Annotated in this window: 15 protein-coding genes and 1 riboswitch; of the genes, 10 read left to right on the top strand and 5 right to left on the bottom strand. The window is 36.8% G+C overall.

Annotated elements, in window-relative coordinates; all coding sequences use genetic code 11:
- Positions 1-59 precede the first annotated feature (59 nt).
- The 5 genes from IW15_RS07680 (at position 60) to IW15_RS07660 (ending at position 4,759) form a co-directional block, all read left to right on the top strand.
- Complete coding sequence (locus IW15_RS07680; protein WP_034710408.1) at positions 60-1,094, top strand: sensor histidine kinase; 1,035 nt, start codon at positions 60-62, stop codon at positions 1,092-1,094.
- Complete coding sequence (locus IW15_RS07675; protein ID WP_034710407.1) at positions 1,087-1,854, top strand: LytR/AlgR family response regulator transcription factor; 768 nt, start codon at positions 1,087-1,089, stop codon at positions 1,852-1,854. Before IW15_RS07680 ends, IW15_RS07675 begins: the two co-directional genes overlap by 8 nt.
- Positions 1,855-1,920: 66 nt before the next feature.
- Complete coding sequence (locus IW15_RS07670; protein WP_051881845.1) at positions 1,921-2,589, top strand: DUF4272 domain-containing protein; 669 nt, start codon at positions 1,921-1,923, stop codon at positions 2,587-2,589.
- A gap of 173 nt (positions 2,590-2,762) precedes the next feature.
- Positions 2,763-2,888: riboswitch (FMN riboswitch) on the top strand.
- 91 nt (positions 2,889-2,979) lie between these two features.
- Entirely contained in the window at positions 2,980-3,627 is a 648-nt protein-coding gene (gene ribB / locus IW15_RS07665) for a 3,4-dihydroxy-2-butanone-4-phosphate synthase (RefSeq protein WP_034710406.1), read from the top strand.
- 133 nt (positions 3,628-3,760) lie between these two features.
- Positions 3,761-4,759: a T9SS type A sorting domain-containing protein gene (locus IW15_RS07660; protein ID WP_034710404.1), complete on the top strand. Its 999-nt coding sequence runs from the start codon at positions 3,761-3,763 to the stop codon at positions 4,757-4,759.
- Positions 4,760-4,884: 125 nt separating this feature from the next.
- Here IW15_RS07660 and IW15_RS07655 read toward each other — a convergent pair whose 3' ends face one another.
- Positions 4,885-6,972, bottom strand: coding sequence for a TonB-dependent receptor domain-containing protein (locus IW15_RS07655; protein ID WP_034710403.1), 2,088 nt, complete (start codon positions 6,970-6,972; stop codon positions 4,885-4,887).
- A gap of 189 nt (positions 6,973-7,161) precedes the next feature.
- Here IW15_RS07655 and IW15_RS07650 point away from each other — a divergent pair, with 189 nt between their 5' ends.
- The 3 genes from IW15_RS07650 (at position 7,162) to IW15_RS07640 (ending at position 10,278) form a co-directional block, all read left to right on the top strand.
- On the top strand, positions 7,162-7,914 hold the full coding sequence (locus IW15_RS07650) for a DUF3575 domain-containing protein (RefSeq protein WP_034710401.1): 753 nt from the start codon (positions 7,162-7,164) through the stop codon (positions 7,912-7,914).
- An 87-nt stretch (positions 7,915-8,001) separates the two neighbouring features.
- Complete coding sequence (locus IW15_RS07645; RefSeq protein WP_034710400.1) at positions 8,002-8,964, top strand: hypothetical protein; 963 nt, start codon at positions 8,002-8,004, stop codon at positions 8,962-8,964.
- A gap of 21 nt (positions 8,965-8,985) precedes the next feature.
- Positions 8,986-10,278 carry an MFS transporter gene (locus IW15_RS07640; protein ID WP_034710398.1) on the top strand — a complete coding sequence of 431 codons (1,293 nt, stop codon included), beginning with the start codon at positions 8,986-8,988 and terminating at the stop codon, positions 10,276-10,278.
- A gap of 51 nt (positions 10,279-10,329) precedes the next feature.
- Here the strand turns inward: IW15_RS07640 and IW15_RS07635 are convergent, their stop codons facing one another.
- Complete coding sequence (locus tag IW15_RS07635; protein WP_034710397.1) at positions 10,330-10,542, bottom strand: hypothetical protein; 213 nt, start codon at positions 10,540-10,542, stop codon at positions 10,330-10,332.
- A 379-nt stretch (positions 10,543-10,921) separates the two neighbouring features.
- Here IW15_RS07635 and IW15_RS07630 point away from each other — a divergent pair, with 379 nt between their 5' ends.
- A complete protein-coding gene (locus IW15_RS07630; protein ID WP_034711043.1) occupies positions 10,922-11,632 on the top strand; it encodes an aspartate/glutamate racemase family protein in 711 nt (236 codons plus the stop codon).
- Between the two features lie 48 nt (positions 11,633-11,680).
- Positions 11,681-12,031: an FEKKY domain-containing protein gene (locus IW15_RS21945; RefSeq protein WP_051881843.1), complete on the top strand. Its 351-nt coding sequence runs from the start codon at positions 11,681-11,683 to the stop codon at positions 12,029-12,031.
- An 87-nt stretch (positions 12,032-12,118) separates the two neighbouring features.
- Here the strand turns inward: IW15_RS21945 and IW15_RS07620 are convergent, their stop codons facing one another.
- The 3 genes from IW15_RS07620 to truA all read right to left on the bottom strand — a co-directional run bounded on the left by IW15_RS07620 (position 12,119) and on the right by truA (position 15,205).
- Positions 12,119-13,873: an ABC transporter ATP-binding protein gene (locus IW15_RS07620; protein WP_034710395.1), complete on the bottom strand. Its 1,755-nt coding sequence runs from the start codon at positions 13,871-13,873 to the stop codon at positions 12,119-12,121.
- A gap of 231 nt (positions 13,874-14,104) precedes the next feature.
- Entirely contained in the window at positions 14,105-14,449 is a 345-nt protein-coding gene (locus tag IW15_RS07615; protein WP_034710393.1) for a hypothetical protein, read from the bottom strand.
- Between the two features lie 24 nt (positions 14,450-14,473).
- Complete coding sequence (gene truA / locus IW15_RS07610; RefSeq protein WP_034710392.1) at positions 14,474-15,205, bottom strand: tRNA pseudouridine(38-40) synthase TruA; 732 nt, start codon at positions 15,203-15,205, stop codon at positions 14,474-14,476.
- Between the last annotated feature and the right edge of the window lie 104 nt (positions 15,206-15,309).

The raw sequence follows: 15,309 nt of genomic DNA, 5'->3' as shown, positions 1-15,309 counted from the left end.
CTTCTCAATAGCCCTTTATCACAGATAGGGCTATTTTTGTACTCACCGAACAATTTTCTATGAAAAATATTCTGAATGAAATCAAACAAAGCAGCTCATTTTTACTGTTCATATTTCTGTTTGGGTATGCACAATCTATACAGGTCAGGCTGCTGGTCAGGAAAAAACTGGATGGGTATGTTTTCACACCGGAGGCTGCAGTTGCTTCTTTTTTAAGTGCTGTCATTCTGTTTTTTGTGATGCATATCTTTATTAAGCATTGGCAGAAATCCGAGACTTTCAGTACAAAGGAGGCTTTAAAAATATTCAGTACTTCAATGCTGGTCTATGTATTGATCATGAAAATAACAGGATTGTTCCTGGCTCTTGCATTTGATACTTTCGAAAGAAACTTCAATCAAAAAACGCTTGCTCTTTCCACTCTGTCAGAAATAATGGACACTTTTATCTATGGAAGTTTCTTCCTGTCATGGTATTACTATCAAAAAAACAAGAAAAAACAAAAGCAGATTGATCTGTATAACCATGCATTTTCTGAAACTAAAATTAACCAGCTTAAAGCACAGCTCAATCCTCACTTTTTATTCAATAACCTCAATGTGCTTGACCAGTTAATTGAAGAAGATAAGAACAAAGCCTCTGATTTCCTTAACGAATTTGCAGACATGTACCGATATGTACTTCAGGTTTCTGATAAAAAATTGATCCCGATTGACGAAGAACTTTCTTTTGCTGTAAAATATTTTGGATTGATGCAGTACAAATACGAGAATGCCTATCGGTTACAAATTCAAAATAAAGGTATAAAAGGAAATATCGTTCCGCTCACGTTGCAGCTCCTGTTGGAAAATGCAATTCAGCATAACCTGGGAACAGAAAAAAAACCTGTTGTCATACAGATGGAAATCGGTAACGAAATCATCATTTCAAATAATACCATTGAAAAAAGAACAACAAAAAGCACTTCCGGCAGAGCACTGAATAATTTGAAAGAGCAATATGCTCTTCTGGCTAACCGGCAGCTGAAAATAGTTCATTCAGAAAATGAGTTTTCCGTAATTTTACCTATAATTCCACTCCAAGAAAATGATTAAAATTCTTATCATCGAAGATGAAATCCCGGCAAAGAAAAAACTCAAAAGATTCCTGGAAGAAGTAAAAGAAACCGTCTCTGTAGAAGCAGAAACAGATACTGTACAGGCAGCTGTTGATTTTTTAAGAACAGCAGATGATATTGATTTAATTTTCTCAGACATTGAGCTTCTGGATGGAAATGCCTTCGATATTTACAAAGAAGTTCAGATTTCCTGTCCCATTATTTTCACCACCGCCTATGACCAGTTTTGGATGAATGCTTTTGAGACCAACGGCATTGAATACCTTTTAAAACCTTTTTCACTGGAAAGATTCCGGAAAGCGTGGGATAAATTTATACTGTTGAGAAAAAACGGTCCTGCAGATCATGATTTTCTTTTAAAACTGCATGAGGTAATCGGAAATACCAGAGAAAAAAAATATAAAACCAGGTTTTCAGTCAATACCCATCAAGGTATTTATTTTTTTGAGACAAAAGATATTCTGTTTTTTGAAGCCAGTGAAGGGGTTGTTTTTGCCATAGAAAAAACAGGCAAGAAATATTTGCTGACTGGTTTTACTCTAAAAGAAATAGAAGTGGAGCTCGATCCTATGGAATTTTTCAGGATCAACCGAAGCGAGCTCGTAAGCAAAAAATGGATAGAAAAGATCGAACGTTATTCTAAAAATTCATTGGCAATCAAAATAGCCGGGTATGAAAAACATTTGATAACAAGTCAAAGCAATACCAGCGAATTTCGGGAATGGGTAGAAAAATAACAGATACCCCCGTTGTGGTATTATAACTAATATTTTTGTAAGTTAGTTATCAATTTACACCATACTATGCAGGATATTTTGAAAAACAAAGAAGAATTTTCCAGAAAAGAAAAGACGGAGGAAATTCTAAAAAAAGAAGGGATAAAAATTAATGTTAACCTTCCCCACATAGAAACAGAACAAGAAACAACTCTTAGAACATCCGAAGAGATCGCCACCAGAGTTACCATTCTCGCTATTACCAACTTAGTCGCTTTTGACAGCATAGACGCAGAAGAAGCCATAGGCTATCTGGAAGACTGTAATCTGTGGCAATATACAACCCCAAATGAAAAGGACTTCCTACAGCATCCTACAGAAGATAAAAAATTTCAGGAAACCTGGAAATGCGAATGCATCTGGGTTTTATTGTGGGCATTACAGATTGTTGATACACTTCCTTTTCCCAATGAATTATGTGATTTAAATGATGTTCCTGCAGAAAATTATCCTGTAGGCGGCGATAAAGATCCCAATGAATTCATCAATACATCTTATAAAATCCGTTCTAAATCGGAAATACTGGATGCTAATGATCTGTACTACAGATATCATTGGGCCTGCGTTGATGCCCGCATCAACCACCTGGAAATGACAACGGTAGATTCCGGAATTGTTTACGAAAGACATTATGCATTAAACTGGCTGATTACTTATATGAATCAGGAATGGGATGATGTATCGTGTGATACGTAATCAATTCTTTACAATATACGGCCGCTCTCTATACACAGGCGGCTTTTTTGTTTTCAGATTCTACAGAATTCTTTTTTCAATTCAAAAAACTTTCGGAGATTTGCAGTCTGTGCGTTATATATACATTAATGAAATAAAAAACAATTCAACAAACATACAGTAAAACTTAGATAAGTTTTCTTCGGGGCAGGGTGCAATTCCTTACCGGCGGTTACAGTCCGCGACTCCTTTTTAACGAAAGGACTGATTTGGTGAAATTCCAAAACCGACAGTTATAGTCTGGATGGGAGAAGAAAATGAAACAATCAATAAGGCTATCTTATGGACTTATTGGTCTGTATTTCATTTCCATGGACCGAAGTGTATTTTAACTTTTAACAGTAAAATAACATGGAAAAATTACTAGAAAAATTCGGACTTACGTCCAGAGAACGTGTAGAAAATGCACTTCTTACATTACAACAAGGCAAAGGAATTCTATTGGTAGATGATGAAAACCGCGAAAACGAAGGCGATATCATCTTTCCAGCCTCCACCATTACAGAGCAGGACATGGCCCTTTTGATCCGCGAATGCAGCGGGATTGTCTGCCTGTGCATTTCTGAAGAGAAAAGTAAGCGCTTGAATCTTCGTCCCATGGTGGAAACCAATAACTCTAAAAATCAAACTGCATTCACTATTTCTATTGAAGCTAAAGAAGGAGTTTCTTCCGGGGTTTCAGCCAAAGACCGTGTTACGACGATCAGAACCGCCATTGCAGAGAATGCTATCGCCGAACAGATCGCAAGTCCCGGCCATGTTTTTCCTTTAATCGCCAGAAAAGATGGTGTTTTTGAAAGACGCGGCCATACGGAAGGCAGTGTAGATCTTGTAAAATTAGCCAATCTGGGAGACGATGCCGTATTGTGCGAATTAACCAATGAAGACGGTTCTATGGCAAGGCTCCCGGAAATTGTAGATTTTGCCACCAGAAAAGGAATGAGTGTAGTAACTATTGAAGACATTCATGCCTACCGCACGATGATCATCAGCAACTAATACTATTAGAAATATAACGCACAGGATAACCACTCAATTTTAATGGGTGGTTATTTTATGTAAATATTTCATTAAAAATAAGTTACACACAATTACATGCCTATTTTTATCTATATTTGATAAAAAATAAACCATGAAAACAAGTCTACTCATTCTGCTGGGATCTTTCGGCCTTTGCACTGCACAAACGGTCATTACTAAAGCTTTTAATGATCCTGTTGTTGGTGATGTTGTCAATTATTACAATGTCAATGGAACCGTTGATAACACGATTTCACCAGGAAGCCCAACTTTTGCTAACGGCGGCCTGACTCAGGGAGCTGCCTCTCCTACTACCTATACGGCTCCTTCTTCATCAGAAATAACTACATTTCCGGGTTCAACCCTTAAAATGACGGCTTCCGGAAATACGGTTTTATATAAATCTTCCCCTACAAAACTTGAAATAACAGGATTGATAACACCAGATGCAACGATTAACCTGTCTGTTAATAATGGAACTTTCATCAGCTATCCTGCGGCACTCAACTATACTGAGACAGATCAGGCGCAAGGTACCTTCACCTCATCTGCTGCCAGCGGACTATGCAAAGGAACGATTACCGTTACCGCAGATGCTTCCGGAACCCTGCTCTTAGGTTCTACAACGTTTACAAATGTCCTTAGAATTAAAAGTGTTCAATCTTTCAACCTTTATCTTCCCAATGATACAAGCTTTTTCTTACCTATAGGAAGCGTTACCAATACATCGTACTCTTATTATGATAGCACGCACAAATTTCCTCTGTTAAGCTCAACACAGGCTATTATCGTTGTTCAGCTTGCCGGAATCAATCAAACTACAAACGGTGCACAGATGATAGGTCAAAGCTCTTTAGCAATTGGAAATACAGCAAAAAAAGAAACTTTCACCGTTTATCCTAACCCTGCACAGGATTTTATCGGATTTAAAGGTGATACAGAAAACTATTCAACAGCCAACATTTATAGTCTTGATGGAAAACTGATTAAAACATCTGCTATAAAATCCGGGCAAATTCAGATTTCAGACCTTCCTTCTGCTTCTTACTTTATAGAAGTCACCGGAAAAAATGCTGAACCCAGGAAAAATACAAAATTTATCAAAAAGTAATTTTTTGATTATATAAAAAATAAATCCGTCTTGTTTCAGGGCGGATTTATTGTTGTGATTATTCTTTAGATTTATATTCTCGCTGATAATACAGATTGTGCAGATTTTTTTAAAATTAAACTCTATTAAAAAGTTGCTGCAGGTGCCGTATCATTATTCAGCTTTCTCTGAAGCTCCGTTTTCTTTCCTTTGGAGAAATCATAACTCAGTCCTAACACAAACATCGATTTGTTATTCATGATCTTTGTATCCACATTATAGTTGACTAAACTTTCCGGAAGACTTTTGGTTTTATATTGAGAAGGCATTCCCATCCAGTACATCCCGGTCGTAAAAGACCAGCTTTTCAGTTTATACCTTGCGAAAATATGGTTTTGATTTTCATTGGTATTCAAAAAAGCTCCACTCAGCGTATAGACAGGAATATTAAGCTGATACTGAATGCTGAAAGATTTATATTCTGAGGACACCACAAAATTATTGGCGAGATAATCATTTTTAATCAATGCTCCCGTACTGGTTTTTACGGTTTCAGATGCCGGTGTAAGAACAGCTTTTATGACCAGGAGACTGCTTCCGAAAGGTTTATAGGATCCCGAAAGCTGTAATCCATACCGCTGGGCATTTTTCTCGTTCTCATACGTAAGAGCATATCCTCCGAATGTATCGTCTACCACATAATATTGGTTGATAATTCTATTGGTATATCGGTAAAATAAATTCGCATTAAAGTCGAAATGTTTATTATTAAAAGAATAAATAAGATTATTTGCGAAAGTTTGCTGTGACTTCAGGAAAGGATTTCCTTTTTGTACAATATTAGGAGCCATCTGCACCACATTGCTGCTCAATGCGCTGCTCCACGGACTCGTAGGACTAAAACTGCTGGTTAAACGAAGGCTCTGGTTATTTTTCAGCTGGTACCCTAAAATAAGTTTCGGAGTGAAAGACCATTCGTCAAAAGTATTGGCTGCACTTTTATTATGAATATTGGTAACCCCTGCCCCGACACGATAGCTGAATGTATTGACCTTTCCCGAATATTCCATATAAAAATATTGCTCCAGGTAGTTAACGCTGTATTCAGAGTAGCCTGCAAGGTTATTCAGGTCATTGGAAATAGAAGTATTTGAAATACGATACCCGGAAGATAATTTCCCATCTTTAAAATCATGGGTATGAGCTAACTCCCCTACAAAATCGGTCTGTTTCGTATTAAGGATCATATCATTATCATATACCGAAATTCCTGAAGGAACAATCCATTCTTTTGCAAATTCAGTAGTATTGGTGGTATAATGGGAACCTACAACATTAAGGCTTACTTCATCTTTTTTACCTATCTTTTTTGAGTAATACAAATCTAATTTCGGGATAACGTAGTCTGAAGCATTGTTTTTAAACATCGCGTGTTCTTCACTGACATCATCTTTTTCAAAAATACTCTGCCCTGTTCCCTTAGAAAACCTGCTGAAAATATCCATATTCAGTTTTGCCTGAAAAGCATAATTATCGGGTACTAATCGAGTATAACGCAGCGCAACATTCTGAAACGTATACCCAAAATGATCGGTACGGTTTTCATCCGAACGGTAATGTTCACCATTCAGATTATAGTCATAAATACTTTGAGCTTTTCTATTGTCGTAATCTCTGAGGTTAAGGGAATATTCCAATCCAAAATTATTCTTTCCTTTCGTAAAATTTGCATAGGCAGAAGCATTAACAAAACCCGTAGTTAAAGCAGAGCTTACATCAGCTCCAAAAACATATCCCGTCTCTGTTGATCTGGTAATAATATTGACTACTGTATCGGCTCTTGAAGCCCATCTTGCCGGCGGAATATCATAATACTCCACTTTCACCACTTCACTGGGCGCTACACTCCGAATCTGCAGATCGGTAGCTTCAATTCCGTTGATCAGAAATAAAGAAGTTCCTCCTTTTGTACTGGTAATGCTATTTGAAATCGGATCCAATTGCAACTCCGGCAAGGTTTCAAGTAAATCTTTTGCATATCTTGCTTTCTCAAGCGCTTCTTTATCAAAAGTATATACTGATTTATCAGCAAACTGTTTTTTACGTTGTGATTTTAAGATTACCTCCTGAATCTCCTTCGTTTTCAATGGGTTAATGGTGTCTTTTTTTACATTTTCCTGAGCGTATACAAAAACGCAGCAAACAAAAAGTACAGCACCTATAGTTTTTTTCATATAAAAAAGGAATATCATCTATAAGACCGCTAATATGCGGTATTTATTACATGTATTCCAAACGGAGCATATTCTAAATTTCAATAATTGATAAGTAATAGTTAATTTTTCACCGATTAGTGTGTTTTAATTAATTTTTGCCCGTTTTTTGCTTATTTTTTGAAACACCAACCACTAAAATATACGATCATGAAAAAATACCTCATTTTAATTCCCTGTTTTCTGTTTTCAGCAGTAGAAGCACAGGAAACAGCTGCTGTTCCTTCGGAAAGAATGAATATCATTAAAACGAATGTTACAGCCTATGCCTTCAGAAATATCAATCTGTCGTATGAAAGAGCCATTAATCAATGGTTTTCAGTGAATGTAGGATTTGGAACCATGACGGAAGGAAAAGTACCCTTCATCAATGCATTTTTGAATGATGAAGATGAAAAAAAGTTCCAGAACCTTAGGATAAAAGCCACCAACTTCACCATAGAACCCCGCTTCTACATTGGAAAAGGGTACGGAAAAGGATTTTATTTTGCTCCTTATTACCGGTATTCCAAAGTGTCTTCCAATACTTTTGATTTCTATTATGATTATACAGCAGTAAATGCTGCTACTTACCAGATTCCGCTTAAAGGAACAGGAAGCACGAATGGAAACAGTGGCGGACTTATGGTAGGAGTCCAGTTTTTCCTTACCAGAAGCCAAAACTTAGTCTTGGATTTTTGGATTGCAGGTGCCCATTATGGCAGCGGAAAGGGTGATTTTACCATGACCAGCGATTATGTCCTGACTCCTGAAATGCAGGCACAGCTTAAGCAGGAAATTGAAAAAATGGATATTCCATTTGTCGATTATACCGTAGAAACCAATGCAAACGGTGCCAGAATAAAGATTGACGGACCATGGGCAGGTTTCAGAAGCGGATTGTCTTTGGGGTACAGATTTTAAAACATAATTATTTTTTCCCGTCTCGTCTCGGAGCATTTTTATCTATTGATGAAATTTGTATCTTCGAAGCACTTTACATCAAAAAAAATGATAGAACTCATCCGTGAAAACAAATTTGAAGAATTAAAAGAAGTTTTGAAAAACTCTGAACACCCGAGGGTTCATTACTTTCTTGCTGAAATTTTAAATGGTAAAGAGGTCGAGATTAAGGACGAAAGCTTCTTACCTCCTCAATATCAGACTGAATTTCTGGAAGGATTAAAGCTGTATAAAGCATTAGAACAGTCTTCAATTGACACAGATTCATTAAGAAAATTTTCAAATCTTCTTGTGCATTTATCATTTATCATGAGCAGCTACATCCATGTTCTTTCTGATGAGGCAATGAGCCAGGGTATCTACCTTACGGATCTGGGACATATTAAGGAATACAAACTTAATCCGGAAATAAGAGGACGTATCCAGGAATTTATAGATCTGCTGAAGACTAAAAGCGGAGAAGAAAAAGCCATTGCCAATCTTGCTTCGGCCAAAGCTAAAATCAGCAGTTCTATCGGTAATATCCTTGAGAAGTATGAAATCGGAGACGACATGCTTCAATTCGCCCAACATTTTGAAAATGTGGGTGAAATTGAGATTGCCATAAGAATTCACCAGGGAATTATGAATGACTTTGAATGTGATTCTGTAAAATTAAGCAGCGGACTTATCCCGGAAATGTCTCATGTAGACGACAGACCAGAAGAAGAAATTGAGGTTTTCAATAAAGCTAAAATGCATTATGAAAGGCTGACGGGACATGAAATAGAAGAACCCAACAGGGTTCATATCAAAGATAGCCCAGCAGCTCAACATCTGGCGGAAACAGATCCTTCCCAAAACGAAAATATCACCAATCCGGAAGAACAGAAAAAAAACTCTGACAACGACATCAGACCCACTGAAAAACCAGAAGCAATGGCTTCTCCATATCCTGCCGGGACAAGACAAAATACTGAATCTAAAGCCGGTTTTTTAGAAAAATTAAAAAGAATTTTCAGAAAGAATTAATATTGCTCCTTCATTAATGATATGAATACATCTTCAATCACCACCGCCCAACGGATCAAAGCAATCGTCGGCGGATCGATAGGAAATCTTGTAGAATGGTATGACTGGTATGCCTACGCTGCCTTTGCGATCTATTTTTCCAATTCTTTTTTCCCGGATTCGGATCTTAATGCACAGCTTATGAACACGGCCGGAATATTTGCTGTTGGCTTTCTTATGCGTCCTATCGGCGGATGGCTATTCGGGAGTATTGCAGATAAAATTGGAAGAAAAAGAGCCATGACGCTTTCCGTTCTCCTGATGTCATTCGGTTCTTTGCTTATTGCGCTTACTCCAACCTATCAAAGTATAGGCATTTTAGCACCTTTATTACTTTTACTGGCCAGATTGCTGCAGGGATTGAGTGTAGGTGGAGAATATGGGGTTTCTGCAACTTATCTCAGCGAGATGGCCACTGAAAACAGAAGGGGATTTTATTCAAGTTTTCAATATGTAACTCTGATTGGCGGCCAGCTGATCGCTTTAGGGATCCAGCTTATTTTACAAAAGTTATTACTTACAGAAGCCCAGCTTGAAGATTGGGGCTGGAGAATTCCTTTTGTAATCGGAGCATTGCTTTCGGTTATCGCTTTATATTTAAGAGCCAACCTTCATGAAACTGAAGCGTTCGAGAATAAAAAAAATGTCAGCGAAAAGAAAAAAGGAAGCATCAAAGAACTTCTGAAACATCCTCAGGCATTGCTTACTGTAGTAGGACTTACTTTAGGAGGAACATTAGCTTTCTACACCTATACGACTTATATGCAGAAATTCCTGGTGAATACTGTTCATCTTACCAAGGAAGAATCTACTCTGATTTCATTTATTTCGCTGTTTATATTTGCGTGCCTACAGCCTGTATTTGGGGCATTGTCTGATAAAATAGGAAGAAGACCTTTATTGTTAGGTTTCGGAATTTTAGGCACATTATGTACGGTTCCGCTTCTTACTGCGTTAAGTACAACGACTTCAATGTGGGGCGCATTCTTTCTGATTATGGCAGCTTTGCTTATTGTAAGCGGATATACATCAATCAACGCGGTTGTAAAAGCAGAACTTTTCCCTTCTGAGGTAAGAGCTCTTGGTGTAGGATTACCCTATGCATTAACCGTCGCTATTTTTGGAGGAACAGCCGAATATATTGCCCTTTGGCTTAAACAAGCGAATATGGAAAACTATTTTTACTGGTATATCACGGCCTGTATTTTCCTTTCACTGGTGGTGTACGCCAGAATGAAGGACACGAAAAAAACCTCAACCTTAGATCAAGATTAATGTCCTCATACCAACAACAACCGCCACAGAATCTGCAGCGGTTGTTTATTTTTAATGGTAGGCCTGTTTGAATTTTTCAATCATATTGTCCAGATTATGACGCTGAACATATACACTCTTTACATCATCGTACCTCGGAGATTTATAGAAAACCTCATGGAAGTCCATGCTTCCATTTCCAACTTTCACTACTTTCTGTACTTCGATATTCAACTTTTTTAATTCCTCTTTAAAGGTTTGGAATTCATCTTGGATATTATTCATTTATATTTTTGGATTTAATTTAAAAATTTCAACTTTACTCTACACACCCTTCAATACATAAGGGCTAGTTTTAAATATTTAATAAAATTAATGATTTTTCCAATATAAAAACTGGGTAACGATCATTTTTTTTAATTAATTTCAGTATAGTGCAAAAACTATACCTATTTCTGTAGTGATTATTGTATAAACAATTTCTAGAGTTTTGAAAAACAGCAATTTGAAGAAGTAAACACTCCATACTATTTTATCATTTACAGGAGAAAAAATTCATTAGCTCTGATGTTTTTTATCTAATTTTGAAGAAGTGGGTTTTCCCTTTAAAATGGGGATATCAGTCCATTCTATGAGTAATAATGGATGCAAAAAATTTAATGATATGAAATTAAAAAAAATCGGACTTGTAGGCGGAATAAGCTGGGTTTCAACAATGGATTATTATCAATTCATCAATGAAGGGATCAACCGTAGATTAGGAGGATTACAGTATGCCGAATGCATCATCTACTCCCTGAATTTTGCAGACATCCAGGAAAAAACATGGGAAAACTCTTATGAACTGCTTCTCAACGCCTGCAAAAGTTTACAGAGAAGCGGTGCAGAAGCCATTGTATTATGCGCAAATACTGCCCATTTATTTGCCGACCGACTGGAAAAAGAAATTCAACTTCCTTTTATTCATATCGTAACAGAGACGGCCAAAAAGATCAACAACAGCGGACTTACTACCGTGGGACTTTTAGGAACCATATTTACTATGGAAATGGATTTTTACCGAAAGAAATTAGAAAGTTTCGGAATCCAGGTCCTGACGCCGGAACTTAAAGAAACGCGGGAATATGTGCAGCAGACAGTGAAAGAAGAATTGGGAAGAGGTATCGTCCTTCAGGAAACCAAAGACAGATATATTGATATTGTTGATAACTTACTACAACGGGGTGCACAAGGACTTATTTTAGGCTGTACAGAAATCCCGTTGCTGCTGAACCAAGCAGACTTTTCAATTCCTGTATTTGATACTACAAAAATCCATTCTGAAGCGATTGTAGAGTATGCATTATCTTCTCACGATCAGAAACAACTGTTATAAAAGATTTAACTTAATCTTGATTTTCCTATCTATTATAAAAACAAACCTATGAAAAACCCACAATTATTTCTTGTATTGATCGCCCTGTCTTTTTCAGGATTATCTGCTGCCCAGCAAAAAAATGACATTAAAATAACCGTTAAAGACAAGAAGGGGAAACATGATGTTCCGGCTCAGAAAGAAAAACTGCCTCATTTTATACAGTTTGGAATCATGTCTAAAAACCATGAAAACTTCAGATCCAAATACAAAACAGATGTGGTCTACGAAAACTGTGTGATAAGTCCTACCCTATCCCAGCAGGCTAAAGAAAACAACCGTGCCCTTGCAAAAAATTTAACAGCTCAGTATGGTGATGGATGGAAAAAAGATCTTGGAATTATTCCTTATGGTTTATAATGCAATTTCCATATAATAACATAAAAAAGATACTCTTCAAACGATGAGTATCTTTTTTTATGTTTACACGTAAAGTGATAAATGCTGTTACTTTGATATGGAACTTACTTCCACTTCATGCCTTAGCTGGGCTTTATAAAGGGTTGCATAATATCCGTTTCTATCCAGAAGTTCAAGATGCTTACCTTCTTCAACAATCTTTCCTCGTTCCATAACGATAATCTTATCTGCTTTTTCAATGGTGGAAAGTCTGTGGGCAATAATAATTGAGGTTCTGTTTTTAGTGATTTTTTCTGTTGCTCTCTGGATCAGTTTTTCACTTTCATGGTCTATAGAAGAAGTGGCTTCATCCAGGATAAGGATTTTAGGATCTGATAAATATGCTCTTAGGAATGACAATAACTGTCTTTGTCCAAGAGAGATTGACGAACCTCTTTCACTTACGACATATTCATATCCTCCGGGAAGGCTTTCGATAAAATCATCGACTTCAATTTCCCTGGCACCAGCTTTTATCTTATCTAAAGTAATGCTGTCATCTCCAAAAGCCAAATTCTCAAAAATACTTCCATGGAACAGGAAAACGTCTTGCAGTACCACTCCTATATGTTTTCTTAAATTATATAATTCGTATTGTTTAAGTTCCACATCATCAATGAAAATATGCCCTGAATTAATATCATACAATCTGGTAATTAAACTGATAATAGTAGATTTTCCGGCTCCTGTAGCTCCTACAATAGCAACTGTTTCTCCGGGATTCACTTTAAAATCGATTCCCTTCAATACTTCCTGCTTGCTGTCGTAGGCAAAATGAACATCCTTGAATTCTATCTTTCCGTCAAAGTGATCTTTCTCTACCGTTCCGGTATTCGGCATCGCATAATCTTCATCCATTACCCCCAGCACTCTTTCTGCTCCTACAATTCCTCTCTGGATATTGTTAAAACGGTCTGCAATCTGTCTCAAAGGACGAATCAACATAGAAATATACTGAATAAAAGCAATGACAACCCCGGCACTAATGGTAATATATCCTCCATAAAACAGGATAAAACCTATAAAAAGGGAAGAAATAAGCTCTACCACAGGAAAGAATAGTGAGAAAATGAAAACGGTTTTCAACAACGCGTCTTTCAGGGTGATATTAATATCATCAAACTTTTTAAACTCAGCTTCCTGCCTGTTAAACACCTGAATAATAGGCATTCCCGCCAGTCTTTCCTGAACGAATGAGTTTTGATTGGCAGTCCATGTTCTTTCATCTCCAAAAGCTTTTTTCAGCCTTTTCTGGAAAAACCTTGTAATAAGAACCATTAACGGAAGAATAGCAAGCGTGATGTAACTCAGATGAACGTCTGTATTGAACATCATCACCAATACGAATACAATTCTCAGAATGTCTCCGAAAACCATCAGGAATCCATCCGTATACACCGTGGCAATGGTTTCCACATCTCCTACCGCACGCGTGACAAGCTGTCCGATCGGTGTTTTATCAAAAAATGAGGTTCTGAAATAAATCAGTTTAGCATATAACCGCTCTCTTATATCCCTGATCACATTCTGGGAAATATAATTTGAAAAATATACTAAAAAAAAGTTTAAAACAGTTTCTGCAAATACCAGTCCTACCAGGATATAGATATGCTTCATCATTAAAGCTTTATCATGAAGCTTGGTGATGTCGTTATCCACTACCTCCATGGTAAGATAAGGTCTGTAAGTAGAAACTATAGACAGTATGATGGAGATAATTAAAGTAAGGATGAACCATGCACGAAACTTCATTCCAATAAAGAACAGCCTCTTTATTATTTCCCAGGTATCTTGTTTTTTCATTGTACGAATTGAAGAAAAAGAATTAAAATAAAATTCTCTGCAAAAATAAGACTTTATAATTTGACAGCCAGAACAACTTGATCAAATAGTGATAGAAAGTTTCAGATAGCTGTTATTTACAGTATGAATGAACACACTGCAATAAGAAGCAATTAAAAACTCAGCATCAGTATTTTACCGGATACAAATAAATCAAACAAAACTACCCGACCTGAATTTCGTTAAAAGATTTTAAAATTTCTGTGGAGTGCCTATCTCTTCGATTTCTATAGAAGGTTTTTTGGAATATTCTTTTTCAAATTTTTTCTCAAGTAATTTATAAATTCCCCAAACTGCGAGGAGGGAAATAATCCATCCAATGATGTTCACTAAAGAAAAGCCTGTGTAATTAACTCCTTCTAAAGATCCCGGATCAGTAGCTTCTTTATAAATTCCATAGCTAAGCCCTAAAAACACCTGAAATCCAATATAGATTGCAATCGCCAAAAGCCCATACTGCCATTTTGTTTTACCAAAACGTTCTGCTAACCCTGCATAATAGCGGTAAGCTCCTATCAAAATAAAAATTGACATCATAATTATTAGTTTTTTTAATAAATGTTAAAATTCGTAACCCACGTCTACCAGAAATAATCCGTGACCGGGCGCCGAAGTTCCCGCTGCATTGCGGTTTTTATCTTCTATAACCCTTCGAAGTTCTTCAGGTTGTATTTTTCCGGCTCCTATTTCCACCATGGTTCCTACAATAGCCCGAACCATGTTTCTAAGAAAACGGTTTGCAGAAACGGTAAATTTAAGTTCACTTCCATTCTGCTCCCACTCTGCCTTATACATTTTGCAGATGTTGGTTTTATTATCCGTTTTTAATTTTGCAAAACTTGTAAAATCTTCATATTCAAATAAAATCTTACAGGCTTCATTCATTTTACTGACATCCAGAGATCTTCTCCAGAGCTGCCATGCCGATTCCTGGGTAAAAGGATTCTTTTCCAATGAAATATAATACTCGTAGGTTCTGTATGTCGCATCAAAACGGGCATGGAAATCATCCCGTACCGGAAAAATCCTCTTAATGGAAATATCCGGCGGAAGAAAGCTGTTCAACCGATGGGTAAGTTGATCGCTTACAGGATTTTCAGTATCAAAATGAGCAAATATTTTTTTGGCGTGAACGCCTGTATCTGTTCTTCCGGCACCGGTGGTTTTAATATCTTCTCTTAAAATAGTGGAAAGCGCTTTTTCCAGTTCCTCCTGTACAGAAATGGCATCCGGCTGGATTTGATAGCCGAAATAATTTTTGCCGTTGTAGGAAAATTCAATAAAATACCTCAATGTAATAATATAACTCCACAAAATTAATTTAAATTAATGAAATAATTGTTGAAAACTCCTGCAGAATATTGAATCAAATCCTTCTGAAATTCTTATTTTTGCAT

The organism is Chryseobacterium soli, from assembly GCF_000737705.1.
GTDB lineage: Bacteria > Bacteroidota > Bacteroidia > Flavobacteriales > Weeksellaceae > Chryseobacterium > Chryseobacterium soli.
This window is presented reverse-complemented; position numbering and strand designations above follow the sequence as displayed.

What these genes read in the sequence shown, in the direction of transcription:
- IW15_RS07680 (WP_034710408.1), top strand. Translation starts at nt 60, where the DNA reads ATGAAAAATATTCTGAATGAAATCAAACAAAGCAGCTCATTTTTACTG.
- IW15_RS07675 (WP_034710407.1), top strand. Translation starts at nt 1,087, where the DNA reads ATGATTAAAATTCTTATCATCGAAGATGAAATCCCGGCAAAGAAAAAA.
- IW15_RS07670 (WP_051881845.1), top strand. Translation starts at nt 1,921, where the DNA reads ATGCAGGATATTTTGAAAAACAAAGAAGAATTTTCCAGAAAAGAAAAG.
- ribB (WP_034710406.1), top strand. Translation starts at nt 2,980, where the DNA reads ATGGAAAAATTACTAGAAAAATTCGGACTTACGTCCAGAGAACGTGTA.
- IW15_RS07660 (WP_034710404.1), top strand. Translation starts at nt 3,761, where the DNA reads ATGAAAACAAGTCTACTCATTCTGCTGGGATCTTTCGGCCTTTGCACT.
- IW15_RS07655 (WP_034710403.1), bottom strand. Translation starts at nt 6,972, where the DNA reads ATGAAAAAAACTATAGGTGCTGTACTTTTTGTTTGCTGCGTTTTTGTA.
- IW15_RS07650 (WP_034710401.1), top strand. Translation starts at nt 7,162, where the DNA reads ATGAAAAAATACCTCATTTTAATTCCCTGTTTTCTGTTTTCAGCAGTA.
- IW15_RS07645 (WP_034710400.1), top strand. Translation starts at nt 8,002, where the DNA reads ATGATAGAACTCATCCGTGAAAACAAATTTGAAGAATTAAAAGAAGTT.
- IW15_RS07640 (WP_034710398.1), top strand. Translation starts at nt 8,986, where the DNA reads ATGAATACATCTTCAATCACCACCGCCCAACGGATCAAAGCAATCGTC.
- IW15_RS07635 (WP_034710397.1), bottom strand. Translation starts at nt 10,542, where the DNA reads ATGAATAATATCCAAGATGAATTCCAAACCTTTAAAGAGGAATTAAAA.
- IW15_RS07630 (WP_034711043.1), top strand. Translation starts at nt 10,922, where the DNA reads ATGAAATTAAAAAAAATCGGACTTGTAGGCGGAATAAGCTGGGTTTCA.
- IW15_RS21945 (WP_051881843.1), top strand. Translation starts at nt 11,681, where the DNA reads ATGAAAAACCCACAATTATTTCTTGTATTGATCGCCCTGTCTTTTTCA.
- IW15_RS07620 (WP_034710395.1), bottom strand. Translation starts at nt 13,873, where the DNA reads ATGAAAAAACAAGATACCTGGGAAATAATAAAGAGGCTGTTCTTTATT.
- IW15_RS07615 (WP_034710393.1), bottom strand. Translation starts at nt 14,449, where the DNA reads ATGATGTCAATTTTTATTTTGATAGGAGCTTACCGCTATTATGCAGGG.